Here is a 25,451-nt window from a genome sequence, read left to right as displayed (position 1 = left end):
GGGGACGTCTGGTGACCCGCTTCGTCGTGCGGCGGCTGCTGCAGTCCGGCGTCGTGCTGCTCGGCGTGACGCTGGTCGTGTTCCTGCTGCTGCAACTCGTGCCCGGTGACCCCGTCCGGGTCGCGCTCGGTACCCGCTTCGACCCGGAGACGTACGAGGCGCTGCGGGCCCGGGCCGGCCTGGACCGCCCGCTGCCGGTGCAGTACGCCAGCTACGTCGGGCACGCCCTGACCGGCGACCTCGGCGTCAGCTTCCGCAGCGGACGGCCGGTCACGTCGATCGTGCTGGAACGGCTGCCCGCGACGCTGTCGCTGGCCGTCACCGCGGTCGTCTTCGCGCTGCTTGTCGCCTTCCCGCTGGGCGTGCTCTCGGCCCTGCGCAGCGGGTCGTTGTTCGACCACGCGGCCCGGGTGTTCAGCCAGTTCGGGGTCTCGGTGCCGGACTTCTGGATGGGCATCATGGGCATCCTGCTCTTCGCCGGGGTGCTCGGCTGGCTGCCGCCCTCCGGCTACGTGGCCCTCACCGACGACCCCGGCCGGTGGGCCTCCCACGTGGTCCTGCCGGCGGTCACGATCGGACTGGTCACCGCCTCGATCCTCACCCGGTTCATCCGCTCCTCGGTGCTGGAGGTCCTCTCCGAGGACTACGTCCGCACGGCCGAAGCGAAGGGCCTGCGAACCCGGGTGGTCGTGCTGCGGCACGTCCTGCGCAACGCGCTGATCCCGGTGGTCACCGTGGTGGCGGTGCAACTGGCCAGCCTGCTCGGCGGCGTGATCGTGATCGAGGTGCTGTTCGCCTGGCCCGGCGTGGGTCGGCTCACCTACGACGCGGTGCAGGCCCGGGACTATCCCGTGCTACAGGGCGCGATCCTGCTGGTGGCCGCGCTGTTCCTGCTGATCAACCTCCTGGTGGACATCCTCTACGCCCGCCTCGACCCGAGGATTCGGGTGCGATGAGCGGTGCCGGTGACTCGACGTCACGCCGGGCGCTGGCGGCGCTGCGCCGCGACCCGTTGGCCGTGACCGGCAGCGCCGTCCTCGCGCTGCTGGTCGTCGTGGGCGTGGCCGGACCGTGGCTGGCGCCCTCGGGCATCAACGAGGTCGACGTCGACCAGATGCTCCAGCCGCCCAGCTGGTCCCATCCCTTCGGCACGGACGAACTCGGCCGGGACGTGCTCAGCCGCGTCCTGGTCGCCGCCCGGGTCTCGCTCCAGGTCGGCGCGGTCAGCGTGGGCATCGCCCTGGCCGTGGGCGTGACCCTGGGCCTGCTCGCCGGCTACTACCGGGGGTGGCTCGACAACGTGCTCATGCGGTGCATGGACGTGCTGTTCGCGTTCCCGGTCCTGCTGCTCGCCGTGGCCATCGTCGCGGTGCTCGGGCCGGGCCTGGTCACCGCCATGATCGCCATCGGTGTGGTGTACACCCCGATCTTCGCCCGGGTCACGCGCGCCGGCGTGCTCTCCGTACGCGAGCAGGTCTTCGTCCGGGCGGCGGTCGCCACCGGGGCGTCCGACCTGCGCATCATGCGCCGGCACGTGCTGCCCAACATCGCGGCGCCGCTGATCGTGCAGACCTCGCTGTCGCTGGCCTTCGCGATCCTGTCCGAGGCGGCACTGTCCTTCCTCGGTCTCGGCGTCCAACCGCCCGCGCCGGCCTGGGGCCGCATGCTCTACGACGGACGGGGCTTCGTCACCGAGGCGTGGTGGCTGGGAGTGTTCCCCGGGGTCGCGATCTTCGCCACCGTCCTCGCCTTCAACCTGGTCGGGGACGCGCTGCGGGACGTGCTCGACCCCCGCCAGCTCACCGTCAGCGAGGCGAGGAGGAACGCCGGATGAGCGACCCGCCCGTACTTGCCGTCGCGGACCTGACCGTCACGATCGGCACGCGCCGGGGACCGGCCCGCGCGGTCGCCGGCGTCGACTGGTCGGTGCGGGCAGGGGAGACCCTCGCCCTGGTCGGCGAGTCGGGCAGCGGCAAGAGCATGAGCGTGCTCGCCGCCACCGGTCTCGCGCCCCGCTCCGCCCGCGTCACCGGGCGCGTGCACCTGCTCGGCACGGACCTCGTCGGGCTGCCCGAGCAGCGTCGGCGGCGGCTGCGCGGCCGGCACGTCGGCTTCGTCTTCCAGGACCCGATGACCTCGCTCAACCCGGTGCTGACCGTGGGTCGCCAGATCGGCGAGGCCGGCGAGGAACACCTCGGCCTGACCCGGCGCGCCGCCCGGGCCCGCGCCGTCGAACTGCTCGATCTCGTCGGCATCCCGTCCGCCGCGGAGCGGGTGGACGCGTACCCGCACCAGCTCTCCGGCGGCATGCGCCAGCGGGTGGTGATCGCGATGGCGCTGTCCTGCGAACCGGACCTGCTGATCGCCGACGAGCCGACCACCGCCCTCGACGTCACCACGCAGGCCCAGATCGTCGAGCTGGTCGCCGACCTGCAGCGGCGGATGGGAACGGCCGTCGTCTGGATCACCCACGACCTCGGCGTCGTCGCCGGCACCGCGGACACGGTGGCCGTCATGTACGGCGGGCGCATCGTCGAACAGGGGCCCGTCGACGCCGTCTTCGCCGAGCCGGCGCACCCGTACACCGCCGCGCTGCTCGCGGCGCGACCCGACCCGGACGCCGGTGGCGCCGACCTGGTGACGATTCCGGGTTCGCCGCCCAGCCCCCTGGACCTGCCGGCCGGGTGCGCCTTCTGGTCCCGCTGCCCGGTGCGGGGGGACGCCCGGTGCGAGCACGAGCTGCCGCCGCTGGTCCCCGTGTCCCCGCAGCACCAGGTCCGGACTTTCTACCCGCACCGGCCCGACCGGGAGGACGAATGACCACGGACAGCGCGACGGCCGACGTGGTGGCCGAACTGGACGACCTGACGGTGTGGTTCCCGACGCCGGCCGGCGTGGTGCGCGCCGTCGACGGGGTGTCGCTGCGGGTGCGCCGTGGCGAGACGCTGGGTCTGGTCGGCGAGTCCGGCAGCGGCAAGTCCACCACCGGCCTGGCGCTGCTGCGCCTGGTCGACCCCACCTCCGGTCGAGTCCGGGTGGCCGGACAGGACGTCACCCGGTGGTCCCGGCGCCGGCTGCGCGGACTGCGCCGCCGGGTCGCCATGGTGTTCCAGGATCCGCAGGCCTCCCTCGACCCCCGGCACACGGTCGGCGCGAGCGTAGCCGAGCCGTTGATCGTGCACCGTCTCACCGACGGAGGTGCCGCCCGCCGTGGGCGGGTCGCGGACCTGCTCGACATGGTCGGCCTGCGCCGCGACCTCGCCGACCGGCACCCGCACGAACTCTCCGGCGGCCAGCGGCAGCGGGTGGGCATTGCCCGCGCCCTGGCCGGCGAGCCGGACCTGATCGTCCTCGACGAGCCGATCGCCTCGCTGGACCTCAGCGTGCAGGCGCAGATCATGAACCTGCTGCGGGGCCTGCAGCGGGATCTGGGGCTGACCTATCTGTTCATCGCCCACGACCTCGCCGCCGTCGAGCACATGAGCGATCGGGTGGCCGTGATGTACCTCGGCCGGATCGTGGAAAGCGGTACGCCGGCGCAGATCTGGCGGGAGCCCGCCCATCCGTACACGGCCGCTCTGCTGTCGGCGATTCCGGTGGCCGACCCGGCGGTGGAGCGGAGCCGTCGCCGGATCATCCTCTCCGGTGACATCCCGAGCCCGATCGATCCGCCCGGTGGCTGTCGGTTCCGGACGCGGTGCCCGCAGGCCCGGGCCGAGTGCGCCCGGACCGACCCGGTTCTCGCCGAGGTCGGCCTCGGCCACGGGGCGGCCTGCCTGTTCGCGGGGGAGGCCGTCCGCGCGATGCGGGCGGAGGCCGCCGGGTAGCTGAGGCGGTCGCGCCGGCACGCAACGGGTGCGCCCCGGCGCGCCTGAGCGGGCAACGCGACGTCCTCGCGGGCCCCGATCGTCGGCCTTGCCGTGCTGACATCCTCGGGCGACTCGACCCCCTCAGGCCGCTCCGGCGCCCACCGCGATCTCGCCGTTCATGCCGGCTGGATAGAAACCACCCGAAGCCGTCGGGGTCGGGCTCAAGTACGCGATGTTCAAAACGGATTGAGCCGACCGGCCGTAGCACATCCCGTTTTCGTCCGTGGGGATGAAATTCGGGTCCGCCGCTGTGCCGACACCCTGGTCGTCGTCCGTCGGACCATCAAGACTGTTACGCGCGTCGGAGATCTTCTGTACCGAGTCAAATACCGTGTCGTCGGTGAGCCCAGCGCTGTAGAGAGCGGAGCGAACAATCCCCGCGTGGTAAGCCTCGGTGGCCAGCAGCCCGGCTGCCGCATCAAGGTACGTCTTGTTCGACAACAGCGACGCGGATCCTTTGAAGGCCGACACCCCGACGTCTTCGAAGAGGAACGCCGCAAAGAGGAAGTTGAGGTCGTTGGCGTACGGATCGAACGTTTCGCCTTGCTTGACCAGACCAGCGGCAGTCGCCGCCGCGGTAAAGCTCGTGTCCAACGAAATCGCGGGACGAGCAACAGCGGAATCGCCGAGCGCGGATCGCAAGAAGGCCACATGCTGCATCTCGTCGGAGGCGATCTCCTTCGCGAACCTCTGCACGAACTTGCTGCTGAAGTTGACCGATGCACCACCGGACACCTCACCACGGACCCCGGCGCCGGTGGTCATCTCGTCCGGAAGACCGGACCCCGTCGTCGCACGGAGGTAGAACTCAGCTTCGAGATATTCGAGATTGAGCGCGAAGTTGAGGATTGCCGCGTCGCTCGGCGAGCCGCCACCACCGGCCGGGTCGGCTTCGCACGTCCCTGGATCTACCAAGGCCGCAAGCCTTCGCCGATCCGTTTCGGATTCCGCACTGCGTGACACCGCTTCTGAGATGAACCAGTTGTCCATGCTGCCTCCGATCTGCTGCCGCCAGGTCCTGTGGGTTGTCCGCGCCGCCCGACCTGACTGGAAGGGTGACGCTCACGCTAATTGCGCCGATGACCCGCTGGGGGATTTTTGCCGGAGTCGGTACGGGATGGATCGAACGTCGACTAGGCTCCGCGCGTTCTGACGAAACTGCGCTGTTGCCCACACCGCGCCACCGCGATCCTGGTTCTGCACCACGCCGAGAACGCGGCCTACGCAGGATGAAGGGATCGTTGTTACACGGACGGGTCCCAGGCGATGAGCTGGTCGAAGATGCGACGGTCGCCGTCCAGCTCCAGCTGCGGAGAATCCGGCGATATGCGGCCGCAAAAGAACAGGACCAGGTCACTGGCCGTGCCCCGGGCGGAGGCGTCGGCCGGGTCCGGGTCCTCGCTGGCAGCCAACGCGCCGAGGCGGGCGGCCGATGCGCCGTCGCGGGACAGCCGAAGGCGCCAAGAGCGGCCTTCGGTGGCGTAGTAATCGACGACGGCGGGTTCGTGCGGCCAGGCGACATCCGTCGAGCAGAGGGTGAACTGACAGTCGTCGAAACCGTCGAGGGCGACCTCGTCCGGCAGTGGCTGCGGGGCACCCACGGTGAGCTGGGCATCGTAGGTGTGCACCGCGATCTCGGGAACCTGACGCCGGGCCCATGCGCCGGAGGTTTGCGGTGACTGCGAGTCACCCCACCACGTCCAACAACCACGGTCCGGGCCGGCCTCGCGCAGCGCGCTCGTCAGTCGCTCGACGGACTCGGTCCACCAGGCCAGGAGAGCCTCGCGTTCCCGAGGCGCACCCGTGCCGTCCTCCCAAGCGGACTTCTCCGGGGGAGCGTCGGCCGGCCCTGCGGCGACGATGGCGGCCGACCTGCGGCGGCCCATGCCCAGGTGCTGCACGAGATCGAACAGCGTCCACCTCGGACAGCTCGGCACCGGCACGTCGAGGCTGGGCGCCGCAGCGACCGCGGCGCGGAAGGCGGTCGACCGTTCGTCAATCAGCCGCAGATGATCAGAGAACGTGAGGAGTCTGTGCACCCCGGCTTCCTATCACTGTGCCCGACAACGGGACAGCGACTTTCACAACCGACGCGGCGGGCGCCGCGGCACTGGCGCGCCAGGGTTCACCTGCCGTGACCTGCACCGTCACGACGCCCTGGCCGGTGGAGGCGACCGGACGTCGACCGGCTGCGTACCGTCCTCGCCGGCGTGCCGGTTGCCGAGGGCGTCCTGCGACGTTCCGTACCCGACCCGGTTGGGACCTTCCCCGGCCGGTATCCGTTCACGCCGAGTTAGCGGTGTCGTGGAGAGCTTGCGAAGTTCGTGGAGGACGATCTGGCTCGCTGCGGTGAGAGTTGATCGGCCGCGAACGGCCGCGTAGACGTGGCGGGTCAACGGCCGGCGGAGCGGGCGGGTGGCGACGTCGTAGCGCCGGTCCACGGCAAGCTCGGGCAGGAGCGACACGGACAGCCCGGCTTCGACATGCGCCAGCAGCAGCTCATAGCTGGCGAAGCGGCCAGCCACGACTGGCTCGAAGCCGGCTTGTCGGCAGGTGCTCGTCACGAGGTTGGACAGGTACGTGCCGGGCATGTCGATGGACCAGGCCGCCTCGGCGAAGTCGGCCAGATCCGCCGGTGCGTCGGACCCAGCCTGCGGCCGCGGCAGCACGAGCACGATGGCATCGGTGAGCAGGGGAATGGTGTGCACGTCAGGATGCAGCGGCATGGATCCGTCGATGAAGTCTGCGGCCACGATAATGTCGTAGTCGCCGCGGCGCAGGGCCGGATGGCTGGCCTGCGGGTCCAGTTCGGTGACCTCGAGCTCGATCCTGGGATGCGCCTCCCGGAGCCGCGCGGCGAGCGGAATGACGACGGTCCGGATGGCGCTGGAGAAGGCCGCGAGGCGCACCGGCCCCGTCGGTTCTCCGGAGCGGCCCTGGAGATCCGCCTCAGCAGCCTTGACCTGGTCCAGGATGATGCGGGCGTGCCGGGCGAGCGTATGCCCGGCGGGCGTGAGCTGTACCCGTCGGCCGCTGCGCCGCAGCAGTTCGGTCTGGGTCTCCGCCTCCAGGGTCGCCAGTTGTGCCGACACTGCCGACGGACTCATGTGCAGGGCCGCGGCGACGGCCCGCATGGTGCCGAGGCCGTCCAGCAGGCTGAGCATCTCCAGGCGTGCTGTGTTGAGCCGCATCGGAAACTCCTTGTGCGCGAACTCCGCACAGCGTAGCCAGAAACATGAGCTTTTCGTGCATAACGAACGCTCCTATCGTGAGGCGTATGACGCTGACCACCGAGCGGAGTACCGCCGAACAGTTCTGGTCCGACGCTGCCCGTCACCTGGTGCGCTACGGCGGTTCGTTCACGCCCGAGATCATCGAACGAGCGGCCGGTAGCTTCGTGTACACCGCTGACGGCCGGCAGGTCCTGGACTTCACCTCGGGTCAGATGAGCGCCATCCTCGGGCACAGCCATCCCGCGATCGTCGAGACGGTGCAGCGGGAGATCGGGAGGCTGGACCACCTGTTCAGCGGCATGCTGTCCCGCTCGGTCGTCGACCTCGCGCGCCGGCTCGCCGAGTCCCTCCCCGCGCCGTTGGAGAAGGCGCTGCTGCTGACGACCGGCGCCGAGTCGAACGAGGCGGCCATCCGGATGGCTAAGCTCGTGACGGGCAAACACGAGATCGTCGCCTTCGCCAAGTCGTGGCACGGCATGACCCACGCCGCGGCCGCCGCAACGTACAGCGCCGGCCGCCGGGGCTACGGGCCCACGCCGGGAAACTTCGCCATTCCCACGCCCAACCCGTACCGCCCCGACTTCACCACCCCCGACGGCGAGTTGGACTGGCAGCGCCAGCTCGACTACGGCTTCGCCCTCGTCGATGCCCAGTCATCGGGAAGTCTCGCGGCGTGCATCGTCGAGCCGATCCTCAGCTCTGGCGGCGTCATCGAACCGCCGCCGGGCTACTTCGTGGCCTTGGCACGCAAGTGCCGTGAGCGCGGCATGCTGCTGATCGTCGACGAGGCACAGACCGGTCTGTGCCGCACCGGCACGTGGTACGCCTTCCAACGCGATGGCATAGTGCCCGACATCCTCACGCTGTCCAAGACGTTGGGCGCCGGCCTACCGCTCGCCGCGATGATCACGACAGAAGAGATCGAACAACGGGCACACGAGCGGGGTTACCTCTTCTACACCACCCACGTGTCCGACCCCCTCCTCGCCGCCGTCGGCAACACCGTGCTCGACGTCCTCGAACAGGAGCAGATGGACGTACGGGCCCGAGAACTCGGCGAGTTCCTGCGCGCCGGCCTGCTGGACATCAGAGACCGACACGACGTGGTGGGCGACGTACGGGGGCGTGGCCTGATGCAGGGGATCGAACTCGTCGTCGACCGGGAGACGCGAGAGGGCTCGGACGCCCTCGGCGCCCACGTCACCCGCCGCTGCCTCGAACTCGGCCTCCATATGAACGTCGTGCAGCTGCCCGGCATGGGAAGCACCTTCCGGATCGCACCACCCCTCACCGCGACGCGAGAGGAACTGGCCCTCGGTCTGGAAATCCTGGACCAGGCGATCGGCGAAGCGGCGCCGGCCTGACCGGCCGCGTCACCCGTTCGCGTCGCGCCGGTAGTGACGCCCCGGGCGACGCGATCCACCGCATCGCCGAGTGCCCGAAAGGCGCGCTCGGTTCGGACAGCCACATGCTGTGGTCATCGAGGGCGTAGGTGGTAGCTGGTCCAGGAACGCCGGCTCGTCGCGCACGTGCCGGCCGGGGCCGTGGGTGTCGCTGCCGCCGCCGCCCGCAGGGCCACCGCCTCGTCGCCGCAGCTGCGGGCCTCAGATCATGCGTCGAAGCGCGGTCTCCACGGCGTCGATCAGCGGATCACCTTCGGTTCGCGGGTGCCGTGCGAGACCGAGCTCGACGTCCGGCAGGGTGGGCAGGGCGTCTGCGTCATGGCAGGCCATGACCGGTTCGAGGTTCGCGGGCATGAGCGCCGCGACGCCGAGCCCGGCCCGTACCGCGGCGAGCACGCCGACCAGGCTGTTGCTTTCGAACGCGACCCGCCAGCGCCGACCGGCGCGGTCGAGCGTTTCCAGCACCGACGTACGCCAGAAGCACGGGTTCGAGAACAGCACCACCGGCAGCGAATCGGCAGCCACGTCCACACCCTGGCCGATCGCCCAGACCAGCGGGCGGCGTACCGTCCAACGTGCCGGCCCGGGAAGGCTCGGTATCTCGTCGAGCACGAGTTGGACGCGGCCCGTGTCATAGGCCTCTCGCATCGCCGCGTTGGGAAGGATCAGCACCTCCAGCGTGGCGCCGGGGTGCAGCCCGGCGAGGTCGGCGAGGGCCTGGGGGAGCCGGGACGCTGCGAGGTCTTCGAGCAACCCGACGCCGCAGCGGCCGGTGAGCGCGCGCCCGGTTTCGGTGAGGGCCTGTGCGGAGAGCGAGAGGATGCGCTCGGCGTACGGCAGGAGTTCCTCACCCGCCCGGGTCGGCGAGACCCCGGACGGCGACCGGTAGAGCAGCGGACGGCCGACGGCGCTCTCGAGCTTGCGCAACTGCTGGCTGAGCGCGGGCTGGGTGTGCCCGAGCGCGGACGCGGCACGGCTGATGCTGCCCGCCCGCACGGCGGTGACGAACGACCGCAGCAACACCGTCTCGAGATCCCTGGCCATAAGAATTCATTATGGCAGACCCAAGAAGTTGGCCACTTCCGAGGTACCGACGGATGACTTAGCGTCCCGCAGGTGACCAGATACCGACAGGTGCTCGCCGTGCCGGGGATGGCGTCGCTGTTGGGCGTTTCGCTGCTCGCCAGGATCGCGATCTCGGCTGACGTGATGGCGCTGACGATGTATGTCGTACTGGGCCTGGACATGAGCTACGCGGCCGCGGGTGGCGTCGGGGCGAGTGTGACCGCCGGCATGGCGTTGGGCGGGCCACTGCTTGGTCGCCTGATCGACCGGCGGGGCGCGCGTACCGTGCTGCTCGTAACGGTCCTGGCGCAGGTCGCGTTCTGGCTGAGCGTGCCGATCCTGCCGTTCGGGATCCTGCTCGGCACCGCCTTCGCGGCGAATCTGCTGATGGTGCCCGCCCAGGCGGTGAGCAGGCAGGCGATCGCCGCGATGACGACGGCAGACCAGCGCCGGCCCGCGTTCGCGCTGGAATCGGTGCAGGGCGAGCTGTCGTACCTGGTGGGCCCGGCCGTAGTGATCTTGTGCGCGGCGACGATGCCTCCGGGTGTGGTGGTGTGGGGCGTCGGGGCCGCGATCGTGGTCGGCGGAGTCGGGATGGCCATGCTCAACCCGCCGCTGCGTGCCGATGACGAGGCCGACGCCGCCGCGGCCGGGCGGCCCCCGGGCCGGGAGTGGCTGGGCACCGGCATGATCGCCGTCCTGACGACGGCGTTCGGTGCCACGGCCCTGCTCAGCGGCGTCGACCTCGCCATTGTCGCCACGCTCGAGCAGGCAGGTCAGGTGTCCTGGGCCGCCCTGGTCGTAGCCGTGTTCGGCGTGGCCTCCGTCGCGGGCGGGCTGATCTATGGCGCGTTGCCGCGGCCGCTGTCCACGTGGCTGCTGCTCGGCGTGCTCGGGCTCGTGACGATTCCCGCCGGCCTCGCCCATAGTTGGCCCTGGTTGTGCGCGGCCGTCGTCGCCGCCGGGCTGCTCACCGCGCCGACCCTTTCCACGGTGTCCGACGCGGTGAGCCGGCTGGCGCCGGCCAGCGTGCGGGGTGAGGCGACAGGTCTGCAATCCTCGACGCAGAGCGCGGGCTTGACCGTCGGATCCCTGATCGTCGGGGTGACGATCGATGTCTCCGTGCCAGCGGGCGGCTTCGCGGTGGCCGGGCTGGCCGGCCTCGCCGCCGCGCTGGCTGGACGTCTGCTGTCCCGTCGCTCGTCGGGCCGGACGCGGCATCCGCTCAGCGGTCCCGGCCGCGTCGGGGCAGCGGACCTGAAGCCGCGATCAACGAACATCCGGGTGGGAGACCTCGTGTTGGCCACCGACCCCGCGACGGGCCGAGAAGGCCCCACAAGGTGACCATGACAACTGCGGGTGGCAGCCAGGTGCGTCGCCCCCGGCCCACCGCGGGCCCGGCGCCAGTTGGCACCGGGCCCGGGCAGTGCCGCGCTCAGGGGCTGGTGCAGGTGATGTTGCTGGCCGAAGTGGTGCCGTCGCCGGTGGCGGTGAACCCGAAGGTGCTCGCCTTCGAGGAGTCGTTCGGCGCTGCGCGGCGAGCGCGAGGAGGACGTCGCGTTGCCGGTGAGCTGGCGGCGATGGGCTCCTGCGATTCAGCGCGCGCGGCGGTAGTGCATGGCCACCGCGCCGTTGCGGAGCGGCTTCGCCGAGAGCAGCTCGAGCTGGCGCGTGCCGGGCAGCCCGTCCTGGTACAGCGTCGGGCCGTGGCCGGCGATCCTGGGATGGACGACCAGCTTGTACTCGTCGATCAGGTCCAGCCGGTCGAGCTCGGTCGCGAGCTTGCCGCTTCCGAGGAGGACCCCGGCCGGGGTCGCGTCCTTGAGCTTCTGCACGCTCTCGCGCAGATCACCGGCGATATGGTGGCTGTTGGTCCACGGGAAGTCCGTACGCGCGGATGACACGACGTACTTGGGTTTGGCACCCAGCTTGACCGCCCACTCGCGCATGGCCGGCGGTGCGTCCTCGTGGTCGAGGGCGACGGCCGGCCAGTAGCTCTCCATCATCTCGTAGGTGACGCGACCCCACAGCATTGCCCCGCTCTCGTCCATGAGACGGGTGAAGAAGGCGTGCGTCTCGTCGTCGGCGATCCCCTCCCGGTGGTCGACGCAACCGTCCAGGGTGAGGTTGAGACTGAAGGTGAGGAGTCCCATGGCCGGCGAGTCTAACGCCGCTTCCAGGTCGGGAAAGTGCAGTCACACCCGCATTTGATCCCGTTTTCTACCGGCAGCGGCACGCTGTCGAGTGCTGAGGACGAGGACGTTCACCGGCGCATGCCCGCTCGCGGCCGTGCACCCCGCCTGCTACAACCACACCCCGCCCAACATCTCCGGCCTGCGCGGCCTCCGGCCGCCTCGATGATGACGACCGCAGAGGTGGCAGGTCACGGCGCCGATCGTGGCATCGCGGCCGGGCCGCGTTTGGCCCGCTGGATCTGCTCGTAGACCTGGGTCCTCAGCTCGGTGAACCGGGGCAGGGCCCGGGTGGTGAGTTGATCGCGCTCCGGTGGGAGGTCGATCACAAGGTCCTCCTGCACCCGGGTCGGGGAGCTCGACAGGACGAGCACGCGTTGGCCCAGATACACCGACTCGTCGATGTCGTGCGTCACGAAGACCGTCGAGATCCCGCGAGTCAGGTGCAGCTCGCGGACGAGGTCCTCCAGATCGGCGCGGGTCTGCGCGTCCACCGCGGCGAACGGCTCGTCCATGATGAGCACCTCGGGCTGGTACGCGATGGCGCGTGCGATGGCCACCCGTTGCTGCATCCCGCCGGAGAGCTGCCATGGATGGCTGCGCGCCGACTGGCGCAGCCCGACCGCGTCGATGGCGTCGGTGACGATCCGGTCGCGCTCGGCGCGGGAGAGCTTCTTGTGGCGAAGCGGGAGCTCGACGTTGCCCCGGACGGTCAGCCACGGGTAGAGGCTGCGGCCGTACTCCTGAAAGACCACGGCCATGGCCGGGCTCGGGCCCGTCACTGGCGATCCGTCCATTTCGACGACGCCGCTGGTGGGCCGCAGCAGTCCGGCCAGGCACTTCAGGAGGGTGGTCTTCCCGCATCCGGACGGTCCGACGATGCACACCAGTTCGCCGGGTCGCATCGTGAAGCTGAGGTCGCCGATCGCCTCGACCTCACCCGCGGCGGAGGGGTAGACCTTACGCAGGTGTTCGACCTTCAGCAGGGGGCCGCCGTCAGGCACGGGTGATCTCCTTCATTCCGTGATACCAGCGCAGGGCGCGCCGTTCGACGAGGCCGAAGAGCACGGCGAGGAGGACGCCGATGAGGCCGAGCAGGAGGATCCCGCTCCACATCTCGGCGACGAGGTAGTTCCGCTGGAAGTACGCGATTCGGTAGCCGAGGCCGGAGGACGACGCGAACATCTCCGAGATGACCATGAGGATCAGCGCGACCGACAGTGCCTGCCGTACGCCGGTCATGATGCGCGGACTCGCCGCAGGGAGCACGACCGACCACAGCCGTCGCAACCGGGGGATGCGGAACGAGTCCGCGGTTTCCAGCATCACGCTGTCGGTCGCTCGGACGCCGTCGATCGTGTTCAACAGGATCGGCCAGATCGCGCCGGACACGATGACGACGACCTTCATCGTGTCGGTGATGCCGAGCAGCAGCATCGCGACCGGAATCAGCACCGGCGGTGGAATCGCGCGGAAGAACTCGAGCGTCGGCTCGAGGATGTCGCGTAACCGGTGGAGTCGGCCGATCACGACGCCGGCGGCGACACCGAGGGCGATCGAGGCCAGGAGGCCGAGGCCGAGGCGGTACAGGCTCGGCAGGACGTCGTCGACGAAGGCCGGGCCGATCCAGGTGTGCCGGAATGCGTCGAGAATCGTGAGTGGACCGACGAGGAACCGGTTCGTCGACCGGGTCGACCACGCGCCCCAGAGCACCAGGATCAGGATGGGCAGCCCGACCCCGAACGAGGCGTTCACGGCGATCCGGGTCACCAGGCCGCGGGGGCGGACGTCTGTCATGCGAAGGGCGGTCATCGCGGCTCCTCCGAGAGCACCGACTGGTGCCAGGCCAGCGAGCGGCGTTCGACGATGCGGAACACGACGTTCACCGCGACACCGAGGAGTCCGGTGACCACGACGAGGCCGTACAGGCCGACGGCGTCCCCGGCGGAGCGGGAGAGCTCGATAGAGCGCCCGAGGCCGGGGTTGCCGATCACCATCTCCGCGGTGACCGCCAGGATGAGCGCCACCGCCGCGGCGAGGCGCAGACCCGTCATCAGGTACGGCAGGGCGGTTGGGAGCACGAGGTACCGCAGGCGTTGGGCGCGGGTGAGGCCGAAGCTTCGCGCGGTGTCCCGGGCGACGGTGTCGACGTCGGCGACACCGTAGATCACCTGCACGAACACCTGCCAGAACGCGGCGTAGACGATGATGACGAGTGCGGCGCGCATCTGCAGGCCGAACATCAGCACGGCGAGGGGGATCAGCGCGACCGACGGCACCGGTCGCAGGAATTCCACGGTCGTGTGCGTCGCGCGGCGCAGGAACGGCACGATCCCGATCGTCGTTCCCAGGATGACCGCGGCGAGCGTCGCCACGGCCAGGCCGATTGCCCACGACGTCATGGTGAGCCGGACTCGCCGCCAGAACGCCAGGTCGCGGACTTCCTGGACCAGCCACGCGAACACGTCCGTGACGTACGGCAGGTACTGCGGGTCGACCAGGCCCAGCGTGGGGATCAGTTGCCAGACGGCGAGGAACCCCAGCAGGCCGGCGGTGCCCAGCAGGACCTTGCGCATTGCCGGTTACTGCGGCTGGATGAGGCGGTCGAAATCGGGCTGCTGGTCGAGCACGCGGTACTTCTGGGCGAGCGTCGCCAGTTGCTCCAGGCCTGCCCGGTCGAGTTCCCACCCGAATGCCGGCAGCCGCAGGGAGTCGGCGACCGCTTCGGGGAGCTCGAGGTTGTCCTTGATGGCCTGACGCAGGTCCGTCTCGTTGGCGGGATCAGCGGCCCAGGTGAGTGTTTCCATCATGGCGGCCGAGAAGTCGGTGACCAGCGCGTTGTCGGACTCCTTCAGCTTGCTCGATGTGATCGTGGTGAGGGTGGCGAGGCCGGGAATCGTGGCCTGGTACGGCTCGACCACGAGGACGTCGCCGCGCTCACGTAGCTGGGTGATGAACGGCTCGGTCACCCAGGCGGCGTCGATGTTGCCGGCCGCGAGCTGGGCCGGGGCGTCGGGGAAGGCGACTTCGACGAACTGGATCTTGCTGGGGTCGCCGCCGTCCTTCTCGACCGCCGCCATGATCGTGACGTCGCCGGCCGCGCCGAGGCTGTTGACCGACACCTTGCGCCCCGCGAGCTGGGCCGGTCGGGTGATGCCGGACTTCGCCGACGCCACCACGGCGTTGATGTCGTCGCCGTCGGCGTAGGACGACGCGTAGTTGCCGACGATCACCACACCGAGGTTCTGCAGGTCGGCGCGGAAGGGGCCGAACGGCTGCCCGATGGCGAAGTCGATATCGCCGTTGATCAGCGCCGGAATGGCCTGCGCGCCGCCCTGCGCGGGCTGGACCTGCACATCGAGTCCTCGCTTGCGGAAGATGCCCGCTTTGATGCCGCCCCACAGTGCGGCGGTCTCGCTGATGGGAAGGGCCGCGACGCGGACCTTTCGCAGGTCTCCGCTTGCTTGGTTGGACGGCGTCGGGGCGTCGGAATCCGTACAACCCGTCAGGGCGATGACCATGCCGGCGAGAACAGCGAGGGCGGTGGCCTTCTTCATGGACGAGCCCTTCCGTGCGCAGCCCTGGTGCATCGTGAGGAAGTGCCGGCCGGCGGGTGAGGTGGACCATCCGACCGCGCCGATCAGCGTCGTGCAGAGGGCATCGATTGTCAAGAATTCTGATATGGCAACTCACATTGATTCGAGTGATGTCGCCTCATCGTGAAAGTCCGCTGAGAACGGTCTTGACGCGTGACGATTTTGTCACCAAACTGTGTGGTTGGTTGTCCGCGGCGGCGGAGGGAGCGACGGCTTGGCGATCGTGATCGCGGGCGCCGGTATCGGTGGGCTCACCACCGCCCTGAGCCTGCACCAGGCCGGTTTCCGTGACATCGCCGTCTATGAGCGCGCCGCCGCGCTTCGCCCCCTCGGCGTCGGGATCAATCTACTCCCGCACGCCGTCCGTGAGCTTTCCGAACTGGGCCTTCGCGAGCGTGTGGAAGGGCTGGGCGTCGCGCCCGGCTCGCTGGCCTATTACAACCGTCACGGTCAGCAGATCTGGAGCGAACCGCGCGGCCTGGACGCGGGATATCGCTGGCCGCAGTTGTCCGTGCACCGCGGCCAGTTCCAGATGGAACTCCTCAGCGCGGTGCGGGAACGGCTGGGCGCCGACGCGGTGCGCACCGGGCATCGGCTCGTCGACGTGCAGGACGGTGTCGCGCGCTTCGAGACGGCAGCGGGCCAGGTCGACGTCAGGGCCGACCTGCTCGTCGGAGCGGATGGCATCCACTCGGCGCTGCGCCGGCAGCATCGGCCCGGCGAGGGAGCGCCGGTGTGGAACGGCCTGACCCTGTGGCGGGGGACGGCACGCGCGCCCGGATTCCTGGACGGGCGAACCATGATCATGGCGGGGGACGCGGAACAGAAGTTCGTCGCGTACCCGATCGGCCCGGACCTGATCAATGTCGTCGGCGAGCGGCGCGGCCCGGGCCTCGCCGCGCCGAACGCCGACTGGAACCGGCCGGTCGACCCCGCACCGATCATCGCGCTCTTCGACAAGTGGCGCTTCCCGTGGCTCGACGTGCCGCACCTGTTGCGCGCCGTCGACGAGATCCTCGAATATCCCATGGTGGACCGCGACCCGATCGAAAGATGGACGTACGGCAACACCACCCTGCTCGGGGACGCGGCGCACCCGATGTACCCGAACGGCTCCAACGGGGCGTCGCAGGCCATCCTGGACGCCCGTACGCTCGCCTTCCACCTCGCCACCGCGTCGACGGTTCGGCAGGCGCTCGACGCCTACGAGGCGGATCGGCGGCCGGCGACCACCGCGCTCGTGCTGAGCAACCGGCGGCAGGGCCCGGAACAGGTGATGGTGCTCGCCCACGAGCGCGCGCCGGACGGGTTCACGCACATCCACGACGTCATTCCGCCGGAGGAGCTCACCGAGATCGCCACCGGCTACAAGAAGGCGGCCGGCTTTCTGCCCTCCGCTCTCAACGAACGGGCTTCCCTGACGCCGACGGTCTTCACGGGCATCCTGCCGTGACCCGCTCGGAGGCGACGGAGCTGGACGCCGCCCGCCTGGCGTCGGTGATCTCGCCGCTGCGCCGCACGCTGCTCGCCGCCGCCCGGGCCGCCGAGGACCTGCCGGAGATCCCGGACGCGCAGATCGAGATCGTCCGGGCGCTGCCCCGCGGAACGGTGTCCACCCCCGGCGAACTCGCCGCACGACTCCGCCTGAGCCGCTCGACGGTCAGCAACCTCCTTACCGCCATGGAGGGCAACGGTCTCGTCGAGCGCCGCCCCCGTCCCGGCAACCTCCGCCACGTCGACGTCCTCGCCACCGCGAAGGCCCTCGACCTGTTCGACCGCTTCGACCTCGCGAGTGGAAATCTGGTCGCCCGCGCCGCGGCCACCTTGTCGGAGGAGGACCGGTCCGCCCTCGCCGCCGCGGTGCCCGCGCTGGAACGCCTGCGCGACGCGCTCACGCGAGGCAAGGAGAATCCATGAGTACGCCGCCACGGCGGCCGTCGCACCGCGCCAACCGAGGCGGCTGCCGCACCGAACTCCGCCCCCGCTGCGTCGACCTGCCGGACGGGACCCCGTGAGTGCGCCCCCGGTTCCCGGTCTGGAGGCCGCCTTCGATGTGGAGGCCCGGCTCGGCGCACTGGAGGACCATGGGGTGACCCGCGCCGGTCACCGCCGCGTCGTACCTGTTGTCGGCGGCCGGGTCACCGGCCTCTTCGAAGCCGACATCCTCCCTGGCGGCGCCGACTGGCAGCTGGTCCGCCCCGACGGCGGGGTCGAGATCGACGCGCGCTATTCGGCGCGTACCGCCGACGGCGGCCACGTCGACATCCGTACGGTCGGCGTCCGCAGCGGCCGCCCGGAGATCCTGGATGCGTTGCAACGCGGCGACACGGTGGACGCGTCGGAGTACTACTTCCGCCTGTGCGTACGGCTGGAGACCTCGGCGCCTACGCTGGCCGTCCTGGAGCAGTGCGTCTTCGTGGCGTCCGCGATTCGCGAGGGCGACCGGGTGCGCTACACGGCCTACCGCGTCACCTGAGCGCAGGGCGATGAAGACGGCCGACATCCCCACTGGAACGTCGCCCCGGCCCACCTGCCCACGGGCCCGGCGCCAGCTGGCACCGGGCCCCGGGCAATGCCGCGCTCAGGGGCTGGTGCAGGTGATGTTGCTGGCCGGAGTGGTGCCGTCGCCGGTGGCGGTGAACCCGAAGGTGGTCGAGGCGTTCACGCCCAACGTGCCGTTGTAGGGGGCGTTTCGCACGGTGACGTTGCCCGTGGTGCCGGTGTTGGTGCCGTTCCAGAGGCTGCTGATGGCCTGGCCGCTGGCCAGGGTCAGACGTACGGTCCAGCCGTTGATCGTGGTGGCGGTGTTGTTGGCCACGGTGACCTCAGCCTGGAAGCCGCCGGGCCAGCTGTTGACCGTGCGGTAGGTGGCGACGCAGCTGGTCGACGGGGGAGGCGTGGTGGGGGGCGTGGTGGTGGGGGGCGTGGTCGTGGGCGGCGTGGTCGTGGGCGGCGTGGTCGTCGGGGGCGTGGTGGTGGGCGGCGTGGTGGAGGAGAACTGGGTGAAGAATCTCCAGATTTCCCCGGAGGTCCAGGTCCTGGAGTCGTTGGGGCTGGACGATCCGTCGACCGGACTGGGGGTGTGGTCGCCGTCGAACGCGGCCCACTGCACGGGGTAGCCGGTTCGGCAGCCGGAGTAGGTCGTGGTGATGTGGGTCAGGCTGCCTCGGCTCGGCTCGGGTGGGTTCTGTGCGGCGCAGCCGTTGTTCCGGACGAAGGTGTCGCGCAGTGCCCGACCCTGGGAGATGTTCAGCACGCTGTCGTAGGTGCCGTGGATGCCGAAGTACGGGACGGGCTGGGTGCCGCCGTTGCATCCGCTGAGGTTGGCGCCGGACAGGACCGCGACCGCCCGGACGACGGTGGGTCGAGCGCAGGCCACGGCATAGCTCATCGCCCCGCCGTAGCTCCATCCGAGCACGAAGCGCTGGGTCGTGTCGACGCAGAGATCGTTCTCGATCTGCCGGGAGATGTCGTCGAAGAGGGTCAGGTCCCGACCGTTGGTGTTGGCCCAGCCGGCGTTGAGGCCCTGGGGCGCGACGAAGATCGCGCTGTTGTTCGCCAGAGGCGCGAGCCCGTAGTAGCCGGCTGAGGCGACGTTGGCAGCCGAGCCGTTGAGCCAGTGGAAGCCGACAATCAGCCGGTAGGGGCGGTTCCTGTCGTATCCGTCCGGGATCCGCAGGATGAAGCTTCGATTCTGTCCGCTGCTCTGAATCGTGTGCGTACCGCTGCTGAGTGTGGGGGCCTTGCCGCAGCCTGCGGTCGCGGCGAGGGTGCCGTTCGTCGCGGCCACCGCCGCGTCGCCGAAGCCCACGCTCCGCGCGCCAACGGCGGTCGCCGCGAGGAGAACCGCTGCGGCCGAGATGGATGAGAGAAGGAGTCTCCGTTTCATAGCTTTGGCTCCTTGCCGTTGGTCGTCGTGTGCCGGTGATGTGGTGCGAGGCCGGCCCGTTGACCACGGGCCGCGCTCCGCCGACCGACGGTCAGCGAGGTGCTGGCGGCTTTCTCCGGCGTCGCCTGGTAGGCATGGCGACGCCCGTTCCGCTCCGGTAGTCCGGGCCCGGTGTACCCGCGCGGGTGTGGCCGTCCGTCGGCGCCGGGATCGTCCACGACGGCACGGAGGCGGGCATGTGGCCGGACCGATGTCGGCCGGCGACCGCCTGTGGTCGCCTGGCACCTGCACAGCGCCCGGACTGGTCACCCACCGGCGAGGCGGCCTGGGTTGCGCCCTCGGCGCGCCTCTCCGGCTGGATCGAGGTGATCGCGAGCGTGCCCTTCGCCCGCGCGCCAAAAGATAGCATGTTATCGATAACACGCTCAATCGCCGAGCTGCTCACCAGGTTCCTGAGCACGGCGGATGTCGACTACGGGTTCGCCTGCTCAAGCAGGTACGCGTGAACGTGCCCAGGCGGTTGTCGGCCGATGATCCCCGGATCGCTACTGGCCGCGCTGGCGCGGCCCCCACCAGGGCAGCAGCGGCGGAAGCTCGGCGAACGGGTGGCGCGGCGGTTTCGGCGGCTGCGATCCGCCGTCGTCGCCGTCCCAGCGCCGGCCATACTGATCGGGTACGTCACCCCAGCCGAAGTACGGCATCGGCCCGGCAGGCACACCGCCGAGCGTCTGCAGCGGATCGATGCGGGACTCGGCGACGGTACACAGATGTGCCCAGTCGTCACCGAAGTCGAACAGGTACGCGAACTGCTCGCCGCCAGCCAGCCGGCTGAGCTTGGTCCGGTCACTGTCGATGCTGCCCTCGGGCGCTTCGCCATCCCACAGCGCCAGCGGCGTGATCTGGGTCTGGTCGGCCGTCGTGAACATGTGCATGTGGGCCAGGTCCCAGCGGGCGAACGCCAGGTCGATCGCGTCAGCCAATTGGGCGAAGGTGTGTGACCGGCTCGCGGCGAACACCCTGCCGGGTCGAGGCCACAGGTCGACGCCACGACCGGAGACCAGCTCAACCCGTACGGACAGCCAGGTACGCGCCACCGATCACCCTTCCATCGAAAACCGCCGTCGCCGCCGTGCAGGCTACGCACCGACACCGACACCGGCACCGGACCAGGCCCGCGGGTGGCGCATGTTCTTCCTACCTCGCTGGTTGACGAACTGGCCAAGACCACCTCCCCGACGGCGGCGGCCACCCCCCCGCGTTGCCGGCGGTCGCCACCTTTTCCCGGCCGGCATCCGGCCGGGGGCACAGGCCTAACGGCCCTACCCGCCCGGGATTTACCGGGACAACCTGCGAGCATCACCACGACAGCGTCGGGAGATCGGTCATGTGCAACTACTGCGGCTGCCGGGAGTTCCCGTTGATCGGTCAGCTGACCACCGAACACGAGGCGATCGCCAACGCCGCCGGTCGGCTGCGCACGGCGATCACCTCCGGCGTCGGTGACCCCGTCGTCCGGCTCGACGAGCTGCTCGCGCTGTTGACGCCGCACACCGACGTCGAGGAGCGCGGTCTGTTCGTCGAGCTGCGCGCCGAGGGCAGCCTCACCGAAGCGGTTGACCGGCTCTGTGACGAGCACGACGACATCCACGGTGTCCTCGGCGCCGTCGATCGCGCGGCACCGGACTGGCCGGCGGTGCTGGCCGCCCTGGGCCGGCTGCACCGGCACATCGACAACGAGGAGCACGGGCTGTTCCCGGCCGCGGTCATCGCCCTGCCGATTCCGGCCTGGGACCGGCTGCCCCGCAGCAACCCACCGCGGCGGCCTGGACAGCGGCGAGGAGGCGGCCGGTGACGACACTGGGGGAGGCGGCATGACGTACGTGATCGCGGAGCCGTGCATCGACGTGGTCGACCGGGCCTGTGTGGAGGAATGCCCGGTTGACTGCATCTACGAAGGCGACCGGGCGCTGTACATCCACCCGGACGAGTGCGTCGACTGCGGCGCCTGCGAGCCGGTCTGCCCGGTCGAGGCGATCTTCTACGAGGACGACCTACCCGAACGGTGGTCCGTGTTCACCGCCGACAACGCCCGGTTCTTCGCCGAGCCGCTGCCGGGAGCCGAGGCCCCGCTGGGGTCGCCGGGCGGGGCCGCCAAGCTGGGCCGGCTGGCGGTCGACACTCCACTGGTCGCCGGATACCCCCGTCCGACGACGTGAGCGGCGAAGGCAGGAGACACCGATGCGTCTGATCGTCTACGGCGACTTCAACTGCTCCTACTCCTACCTGGCCAGCCAGCGCGTCGACACGTTACGGCGACACCGCCGCGCCGAGGTCGACTGGCGGGCCGTCGAGCACGACCCTCGGCTGTCGATGACCGGCACCCCGGCCGCCGCCGACCCGGACCGGTGGAAACGCGAGCTGGCCGAGATCCGCCTGCTCGCCCTGCCCGGCGAGCACCCACCCGAGGCGGCCCCCACCATCATCAGCAACACGCTGGCGGCCGTCTCCGCGTACGCCGAAGCGGTCACCGACAACGTCGAGCACGACCTGCGGCGCGCCCTGTTCGACGCCATCTGGCTGCGTGGGCAGCACCTCAGCAGCGCCTACGACGTGCGCGCCGTCGTCGCCGGCATCACCTACCCGCCCTACCCCATCGAGCCCTACCTCAACTCGCCGGAACTGCCGCCACCCGGATTCGGCAACCCCGCCCCCCTGCACACCACCCGGATCCTCGGCGCCACCATCGCCCCCAACGGAATCCCCCTGACCACGACCGGCTGGCGCCGGTCGCACCAGTGGCGCACCGACTGGCTGGCCGCCGGCGGGCCCGTCGTACCCGTTGTGGTGGATCCCGACGGCACCGCTCTGCCAGGTCTTCGAGGGCTGGCGTACCTGGCCGAACTGCTCACCGACCCGCCGGCGCACCGTGCGGCTGCCGAGGCCGGCCGGGATGCTGTCCGTGACGCCACCGCGCACCCCACGCCGTGGCCAGCAGGTGAACGCGACGAGCGGCGTCGAGCGGCCACGGCCGTTTGACGTCGCGCGGTCGGCGGTGCACGGGAAGGCCCCGCGCGCGGCACCGTCGGCTTGCCCGGCGTCGGCGAGAGATCTCGCCCGCGTCACCCCCGGTCGGACGCGCCGAACAGGTAGCGCAGGTCGTCGAGCATGACGACCAGCACGCCGACGACCAGGGCGACCGCGACCGCCGGGACCGCTTCACCCGGGCGCACGGGTCCGGTCGGCGCGAGCGCGCCGACGAGGGCGCAGCCGACGAGGAAGGCGTTGCGCCACACGTGGTGCCGGCCCAGAGGGGCGGCGGTGCGGCCGAAACAGCGGCAGGTGGCGCCGCCCCGCCGCAGGTTCGCGACGACGGCGACGGTGAAGGCGAGCAGCAGGGCGGTGGCCGCGAGGAAGCCGGCCGGCGGGAACACCGCCAGCAGGACGACGGCGGTGAACTCGGCGGCGACCACGGCCGCGGCGAGCGGGCCGGCCGGCTGGTAGCCCATGTCGCGCACCGACCGGGTGAACTCGCCGAACGCGGCCCGCCCGGAGACCTTGCCGATGGCGGCCGCCAGCAGGACCGTGCCGAGCAGCACCCGGCACGCGATCTCGACGTACATGCTCATCGCCTCCCTCTGGCCACGCCGAGGATCGCCTCGCGTGGCACCGCTCCGAAGTGCCGCGAGTCCTGGCTGTTGGCGTTGTCCCCGCGGACGGTCACGGCACCGTCCGGTTCCACCCGCTGTACGCGTTTGACCATCCACGTCAGGTCCGTGCCCGCCACGACGTCGCGGGCCCGGAACACGACGAGGTCACCGGGGGCCGGTGCCCGCCCGACACGGACGACGAGCCGGTCGCCGTCGCGCAGCGTCGGCGCCATGCTGTTCCCCCGTACGACCACCGGCCGCCAGCGGCGGCGCAGCCAACCGGTCATGACATCGCCAGCTGGTAGCCCTCGGCCTGCAGGCGGAACAACCGCGCGTACTCACCGTCGGCCGCCATCAGCTCGTCGTGGGCACCGGACTCGATGACCCGTCCGGCGGCCAGCACGACGATGCGCCGCGCGTCGCGCAGGGTGCTCAGCCGGTGGGAGATGAGCAGCCCCGTGCGCCCGTGGCGGATGCGGGCCAGTGACGCGTGCACGCGGGTCTCGGCGTCGGCGTCGAGCCCGGAGCTGGGCTCGTCGAGGATGAGCAGGTCGGCGTCGGCGCGCATCAGCGACCTGGCCAGCGCGACCCGCTGCCACTGCCCGCCGGACAGCGTCACCCCGGGCTCGCCGTCCTGACCGGCGAAGGTGCGGCTGAGCAACGTGGCGTATCCGTGGGGGAGGGCGCGCAGGCGCTCGTGGATCTCGGCCCGCGCCGCCGCGTCCTCGACCTGCTTGGCCGTGTGCGGCAGCCGGCCGATGCCGACGTTCTCCGCTGCCGTGAGGTCGTAGCACATGAAGTCCTGGAACACCGCCCCCATCCGCCGGCGTAGCGTCTCGACCCGCAGCTCGCGCAGGTCCACGCCGTCCCAGGTGATCCGCCCGCGGTCCGGGTCGTAGAACCGGCAGAGCAGCTTGACCAGGGTGCTCTTGCCGGCGCCGTTGAGGCCGACGAGCCCGACGGCCTCACCGGCGGTGATCGTGAGGTCGACACCCTGGAGGATCCACGGGCCGTCCTCGTCGTAGCGGAACCACACGTCCTCGAACCGGATTCCGCTGCGCAGCGGCGGCGCCGGCCGCGTCCCGTCGGGCAGGTCGGCGGGACTGCCGAGAACGGCGACGTAGTGCCGGAACAGCCGCATCGCCGTGCCGGCCTCGCCGAGCTGACCGGCGATGCCCGCCAGACCGCCCTGCGCCGCGGCGAACGCGGCCAGCAGGAGCGTGAGGTCGCCGAGGCTGAGCCGGCCGCGGACCGCGGCGTTCACCGCGATCACCGTCGCGGTGAGGGTCACCGCGGCACCGGCCAGCGCCCAGCAGGTCTGCACCACGGTGGCGTGCCGCGCGGCGGCCAGCTCGATCCGGGCGGCCGAGCGCACCGCACCGGTGAGCCGGTCGTGGAAGAACCGGCCGAGGTGGAACAGGCGCACCTCCCGGGCGGCGCGCAGGTCGGTCAGCACGGTCTGGAACAGGAAGCGGGCCCGGAACAGGCTGGCACTGTCCTCCACGGCCCGCGCGGCCCGCCGCGACAGCCGCAGCTGGATGAGGAACTCGGGCACGGCCACGGCCAGCAGGAGCAGGCCGGCCGGTGGCCACAGGGAGGCCAGGATCGCGGCGAAGCCGCCGATGGTCACGACGCTCTGGGCCACGCTGACCGTGAACATGACGATCGCGTACGGCGCCTGATCGGCGGCCTGCTGGGCCAGCGCCAGCCGGTCGCGCAGTGCCGGCTGCTCGAAGGGGCCGAGCCCGAGAAAGCCGTTCAGTTTCCGGTACAGCCGCACGTCGGCGGCGATGGTGATCGCGTGCTGCAACGCCGTGGTGAAGTAGCCGGACAGGCGGTTGGCGATCACCGCGAGGGCGCCCAGGACGGCGATCGCCACGGCGTACCAGGTCGCGGCCGACGGGCTGGCCGCGCGGCCCCTGCTCACCTCGTCGAACAGCAGCTTCATGAACCACGCCACGCCGATCGGTGGCGCCGCGCCGACGAGGACGAGCACGACCATGGCGGCGAGCGCCTTCGGGTCGGCGCAGCCCAGCCGCAGGGCGGCTCGCAGCGTGGCCACGGTCAGGCCAGGACCGGAAGCTGGTGATCGGCGTCGACGACCACACCGTCGACGACCGACAGCACGGCGGGGAACCCCTTGACCTGGAACTCCCGCTCGGCGAGCGCCTCGGTGATGGTCGCGGTGTCGAAGCCGGCCAGGCGCGGCGCCATGGGCGCCGTCTCCTCCGGCGTGCCGATCATGAGGACGAGGGTGTCGTGGCGGTAGCGCTCGGCGTCGGCGGTGAGGGCGTCCAGGAGGGTCTGGCACGGCGGGCAGGTCGGCGTCAGCAGGACCACCGTGCGCCGGCCGGAGGCCAGGTCGGCGTGCGGGAAACCGCTGACCTGAAGACCCGCGGCGGGCAGCACCTCGGGAACGGGCTCGCCGTCGTGGGCGTGGCCGGTCTGCGCCTCGCGCAGCCGCCGGGCCAGAGCCAGGGTCAGGACGAGGTTGAGTACGGCGACCGCGCCGACGACGGTGATGGCGGCGTAGACGAAACCCGGCATGGGAACTCCT

At 70.8% G+C, this 25,451-nt stretch carries 27 protein-coding genes; 12 read left to right on the top strand and 15 right to left on the bottom strand.

Translation table 11 applies throughout. The features are described 5' to 3' along the window. Positions 1-11: 11 nt before the first annotated feature. Genes EV376_RS23390 through EV376_RS23375 form a run of 4 tightly spaced genes read left to right on the top strand, consistent with a single transcriptional unit; the run spans position 12 to position 3,827 of the window. Positions 12-956, top strand: a complete 945-nt coding sequence (locus tag EV376_RS23390; protein ID WP_130326588.1) for an ABC transporter permease — start codon at positions 12-14, stop codon at positions 954-956. Further along, complete coding sequence (locus tag EV376_RS23385) at positions 953-1,834, top strand: ABC transporter permease (RefSeq protein WP_130326586.1); 882 nt, start codon at positions 953-955, stop codon at positions 1,832-1,834. The genes EV376_RS23390 and EV376_RS23385 overlap by 4 nt, the downstream gene beginning before the upstream one ends. After that, positions 1,831-2,820: an ABC transporter ATP-binding protein gene (locus tag EV376_RS23380; protein ID WP_130326584.1), complete on the top strand. Its 990-nt coding sequence runs from the start codon at positions 1,831-1,833 to the stop codon at positions 2,818-2,820. Before EV376_RS23385 ends, EV376_RS23380 begins: the two co-directional genes overlap by 4 nt. Then, positions 2,817-3,827: an ABC transporter ATP-binding protein gene (locus EV376_RS23375; protein WP_130326582.1), complete on the top strand. Its 1,011-nt coding sequence runs from the start codon at positions 2,817-2,819 to the stop codon at positions 3,825-3,827. The genes EV376_RS23380 and EV376_RS23375 overlap by 4 nt, the downstream gene beginning before the upstream one ends. Positions 3,828-3,950: 123 nt before the next feature. On the opposite strand, the gene EV376_RS23370 is transcribed toward EV376_RS23375, so the two are convergent. From EV376_RS23370 to EV376_RS23355, 3 genes are all read right to left on the bottom strand, one after another. Then, positions 3,951-4,859: a ferritin-like domain-containing protein gene (locus EV376_RS23370; RefSeq protein ID WP_130326580.1), complete on the bottom strand. Its 909-nt coding sequence runs from the start codon at positions 4,857-4,859 to the stop codon at positions 3,951-3,953. Positions 4,860-5,113: 254 nt separating this feature from the next. Further along, a complete protein-coding gene (locus EV376_RS23360; protein WP_130326578.1) occupies positions 5,114-5,908 on the bottom strand; it encodes a maleylpyruvate isomerase N-terminal domain-containing protein in 795 nt (264 codons plus the stop codon). A gap of 108 nt (positions 5,909-6,016) precedes the next feature. Then, entirely contained in the window at positions 6,017-7,060 is a 1,044-nt protein-coding gene (locus EV376_RS23355; RefSeq protein WP_130326576.1) for a LysR family transcriptional regulator, read from the bottom strand. A 44-nt stretch (positions 7,061-7,104) separates the two neighbouring features. Between EV376_RS23355 and EV376_RS23350 the strand changes: the two genes are divergently transcribed. Then, positions 7,105-8,466: an aspartate aminotransferase family protein gene (locus EV376_RS23350; protein WP_486482770.1), complete on the top strand. Its 1,362-nt coding sequence runs from the start codon at positions 7,105-7,107 to the stop codon at positions 8,464-8,466. 240 nt (positions 8,467-8,706) lie between these two features. Here the strand turns inward: EV376_RS23350 and EV376_RS23345 are convergent, their stop codons facing one another. Continuing rightward, complete coding sequence (locus EV376_RS23345; protein ID WP_130326574.1) at positions 8,707-9,549, bottom strand: LysR family transcriptional regulator; 843 nt, start codon at positions 9,547-9,549, stop codon at positions 8,707-8,709. 90 nt (positions 9,550-9,639) lie between these two features. On the opposite strand from EV376_RS23345, the gene EV376_RS23340 reads away from it, so the two are divergent. Beyond that, positions 9,640-10,914 carry an MFS transporter gene (locus tag EV376_RS23340; RefSeq protein WP_207228334.1) on the top strand — a complete coding sequence of 425 codons (1,275 nt, stop codon included), beginning with the start codon at positions 9,640-9,642 and terminating at the stop codon, positions 10,912-10,914. 251 nt (positions 10,915-11,165) lie between these two features. On the opposite strand, the gene EV376_RS23335 is transcribed toward EV376_RS23340, so the two are convergent. The 5 genes from EV376_RS23335 to EV376_RS23315 form a co-directional block, all read right to left on the bottom strand. After that, a complete protein-coding gene (locus tag EV376_RS23335) occupies positions 11,166-11,723 on the bottom strand; it encodes a dihydrofolate reductase family protein (RefSeq protein WP_130326572.1) in 558 nt (185 codons plus the stop codon). Positions 11,724-11,953: 230 nt separating this feature from the next. Further along, positions 11,954-12,766 (bottom strand): ABC transporter ATP-binding protein, encoded by an 813-nt coding sequence (locus EV376_RS23330; protein ID WP_130326570.1) that lies wholly within the window; start codon positions 12,764-12,766, stop codon positions 11,954-11,956. After that, positions 12,759-13,574, bottom strand: coding sequence for an ABC transporter permease (locus tag EV376_RS23325; RefSeq protein WP_130326568.1), 816 nt, complete (start codon positions 13,572-13,574; stop codon positions 12,759-12,761). Before EV376_RS23325 ends, EV376_RS23330 begins: the two co-directional genes overlap by 8 nt. Next, positions 13,571-14,338: an ABC transporter permease gene (locus EV376_RS23320; RefSeq protein ID WP_130326566.1), complete on the bottom strand. Its 768-nt coding sequence runs from the start codon at positions 14,336-14,338 to the stop codon at positions 13,571-13,573. Before EV376_RS23320 ends, EV376_RS23325 begins: the two co-directional genes overlap by 4 nt. 6 nt (positions 14,339-14,344) lie before the next feature. Next, positions 14,345-15,319 (bottom strand): ABC transporter substrate-binding protein, encoded by a 975-nt coding sequence (locus tag EV376_RS23315; protein WP_130326564.1) that lies wholly within the window; start codon positions 15,317-15,319, stop codon positions 14,345-14,347. Positions 15,320-15,581: 262 nt separating this feature from the next. Between EV376_RS23315 and EV376_RS23310 the strand changes: the two genes are divergently transcribed. From EV376_RS23310 to EV376_RS23300, 3 genes are all read left to right on the top strand, one after another. Continuing rightward, positions 15,582-16,811, top strand: coding sequence for a flavin-dependent oxidoreductase (locus EV376_RS23310; RefSeq protein WP_486482919.1), 1,230 nt, complete (start codon positions 15,582-15,584; stop codon positions 16,809-16,811). Next, positions 16,808-17,275, top strand: a complete 468-nt coding sequence (locus tag EV376_RS23305; RefSeq protein WP_207228332.1) for a MarR family transcriptional regulator — start codon at positions 16,808-16,810, stop codon at positions 17,273-17,275. Before EV376_RS23310 ends, EV376_RS23305 begins: the two co-directional genes overlap by 4 nt. Positions 17,276-17,369: 94 nt before the next feature. Beyond that, positions 17,370-17,834, top strand: coding sequence for a DUF3237 domain-containing protein (locus EV376_RS23300; RefSeq protein ID WP_130326559.1), 465 nt, complete (start codon positions 17,370-17,372; stop codon positions 17,832-17,834). 105 nt (positions 17,835-17,939) lie between these two features. Here the strand turns inward: EV376_RS23300 and EV376_RS23295 are convergent, their stop codons facing one another. Next, on the bottom strand, positions 17,940-19,247 hold the full coding sequence (locus tag EV376_RS23295) for a cellulose binding domain-containing protein (protein WP_130326557.1): 1,308 nt from the start codon (positions 19,245-19,247) through the stop codon (positions 17,940-17,942). A 545-nt stretch (positions 19,248-19,792) separates the two neighbouring features. Next, a complete protein-coding gene (locus EV376_RS23290; protein ID WP_486482769.1) occupies positions 19,793-20,263 on the bottom strand; it encodes an IS1096 element passenger TnpR family protein in 471 nt (156 codons plus the stop codon). A 368-nt stretch (positions 20,264-20,631) separates the two neighbouring features. Between EV376_RS23290 and EV376_RS23285 the strand changes: the two genes are divergently transcribed. Genes EV376_RS23285 through EV376_RS23275 form a run of 3 tightly spaced genes read left to right on the top strand, consistent with a single transcriptional unit; the run spans position 20,632 to position 22,283 of the window. Then, positions 20,632-21,099 (top strand): hemerythrin domain-containing protein, encoded by a 468-nt coding sequence (locus tag EV376_RS23285; RefSeq protein WP_130326553.1) that lies wholly within the window; start codon positions 20,632-20,634, stop codon positions 21,097-21,099. Positions 21,100-21,118: 19 nt separating this feature from the next. Next, entirely contained in the window at positions 21,119-21,463 is a 345-nt protein-coding gene (gene fdxA / locus EV376_RS23280; RefSeq protein ID WP_130326551.1) for a ferredoxin, read from the top strand. Between the two features lie 22 nt (positions 21,464-21,485). After that, on the top strand, positions 21,486-22,283 hold the full coding sequence (locus EV376_RS23275) for a DsbA family protein (RefSeq protein ID WP_130326549.1): 798 nt from the start codon (positions 21,486-21,488) through the stop codon (positions 22,281-22,283). 83 nt (positions 22,284-22,366) lie between these two features. On the opposite strand, the gene EV376_RS23270 is transcribed toward EV376_RS23275, so the two are convergent. From EV376_RS23270 to EV376_RS23255, 4 genes are read right to left on the bottom strand one after another with little or no spacing between them, the layout of a single operon-like run. Next, on the bottom strand, positions 22,367-22,873 hold the full coding sequence (locus tag EV376_RS23270) for a MauE/DoxX family redox-associated membrane protein (protein ID WP_130326547.1): 507 nt from the start codon (positions 22,871-22,873) through the stop codon (positions 22,367-22,369). Beyond that, entirely contained in the window at positions 22,870-23,181 is a 312-nt protein-coding gene (locus EV376_RS23265; RefSeq protein WP_130326545.1) for a S24/S26 family peptidase, read from the bottom strand. The genes EV376_RS23270 and EV376_RS23265 overlap by 4 nt, the downstream gene beginning before the upstream one ends. Beyond that, the gene (locus EV376_RS23260; RefSeq protein WP_130326543.1) at positions 23,178-24,956 is read right to left on the bottom strand and encodes an ABC transporter ATP-binding protein; all 1,779 of its coding nucleotides are present in this window, start codon (positions 24,954-24,956) and stop codon (positions 23,178-23,180) included. Before EV376_RS23260 ends, EV376_RS23265 begins: the two co-directional genes overlap by 4 nt. A 2-nt stretch (positions 24,957-24,958) precedes the next feature. Further along, positions 24,959-25,441, bottom strand: coding sequence for a hypothetical protein (locus tag EV376_RS23255; RefSeq protein WP_130326541.1), 483 nt, complete (start codon positions 25,439-25,441; stop codon positions 24,959-24,961). Between the last annotated feature and the right edge of the window lie 10 nt (positions 25,442-25,451).

The organism is Micromonospora sp. CNZ295 (assembly GCF_004217535.1).
Note: the sequence above shows the minus strand (reverse complement) of the source record. Positions and strands in the feature narration are given on the sequence as shown.

Excerpts from the sequence above, each read along its gene's own strand:
- EV376_RS23370 (WP_130326580.1), bottom strand. The coding sequence starts at position 4,859 with ATGGACAACTGGTTCATCTCAGAAGCGGTGTCACGCAGTGCGGAATCC.
- EV376_RS23355 (WP_130326576.1), bottom strand. The coding sequence starts at position 7,060 with ATGCGGCTCAACACAGCACGCCTGGAGATGCTCAGCCTGCTGGACGGC.
- EV376_RS23295 (WP_130326557.1), bottom strand. The coding sequence starts at position 19,247 with ATGAAACGGAGACTCCTTCTCTCATCCATCTCGGCCGCAGCGGTTCTC.
- EV376_RS23350 (WP_486482770.1), top strand. The coding sequence starts at position 7,105 with ATGAGCTTTTCGTGCATAACGAACGCTCCTATCGTGAGGCGTATGACG.
- EV376_RS23315 (WP_130326564.1), bottom strand. The coding sequence starts at position 15,319 with ATGAAGAAGGCCACCGCCCTCGCTGTTCTCGCCGGCATGGTCATCGCC.
- EV376_RS23275 (WP_130326549.1), top strand. The coding sequence starts at position 21,486 with ATGCGTCTGATCGTCTACGGCGACTTCAACTGCTCCTACTCCTACCTG.
- EV376_RS23380 (WP_130326584.1), top strand. The coding sequence starts at position 1,831 with ATGAGCGACCCGCCCGTACTTGCCGTCGCGGACCTGACCGTCACGATC.
- EV376_RS23270 (WP_130326547.1), bottom strand. The coding sequence starts at position 22,873 with ATGAGCATGTACGTCGAGATCGCGTGCCGGGTGCTGCTCGGCACGGTC.
- EV376_RS23255 (WP_130326541.1), bottom strand. The coding sequence starts at position 25,441 with ATGCCGGGTTTCGTCTACGCCGCCATCACCGTCGTCGGCGCGGTCGCC.
- EV376_RS23375 (WP_130326582.1), top strand. The coding sequence starts at position 2,817 with ATGACCACGGACAGCGCGACGGCCGACGTGGTGGCCGAACTGGACGAC.
- EV376_RS23325 (WP_130326568.1), bottom strand. The coding sequence starts at position 13,574 with ATGACCGCCCTTCGCATGACAGACGTCCGCCCCCGCGGCCTGGTGACC.
- fdxA (WP_130326551.1), top strand. The coding sequence starts at position 21,119 with ATGACGTACGTGATCGCGGAGCCGTGCATCGACGTGGTCGACCGGGCC.
- EV376_RS23335 (WP_130326572.1), bottom strand. The coding sequence starts at position 11,723 with ATGGGACTCCTCACCTTCAGTCTCAACCTCACCCTGGACGGTTGCGTC.
- EV376_RS23285 (WP_130326553.1), top strand. The coding sequence starts at position 20,632 with ATGTGCAACTACTGCGGCTGCCGGGAGTTCCCGTTGATCGGTCAGCTG.
- EV376_RS23385 (WP_130326586.1), top strand. The coding sequence starts at position 953 with ATGAGCGGTGCCGGTGACTCGACGTCACGCCGGGCGCTGGCGGCGCTG.
- EV376_RS23320 (WP_130326566.1), bottom strand. The coding sequence starts at position 14,338 with ATGCGCAAGGTCCTGCTGGGCACCGCCGGCCTGCTGGGGTTCCTCGCC.
- EV376_RS23345 (WP_130326574.1), bottom strand. The coding sequence starts at position 9,549 with ATGGCCAGGGATCTCGAGACGGTGTTGCTGCGGTCGTTCGTCACCGCC.
- EV376_RS23265 (WP_130326545.1), bottom strand. The coding sequence starts at position 23,181 with ATGACCGGTTGGCTGCGCCGCCGCTGGCGGCCGGTGGTCGTACGGGGG.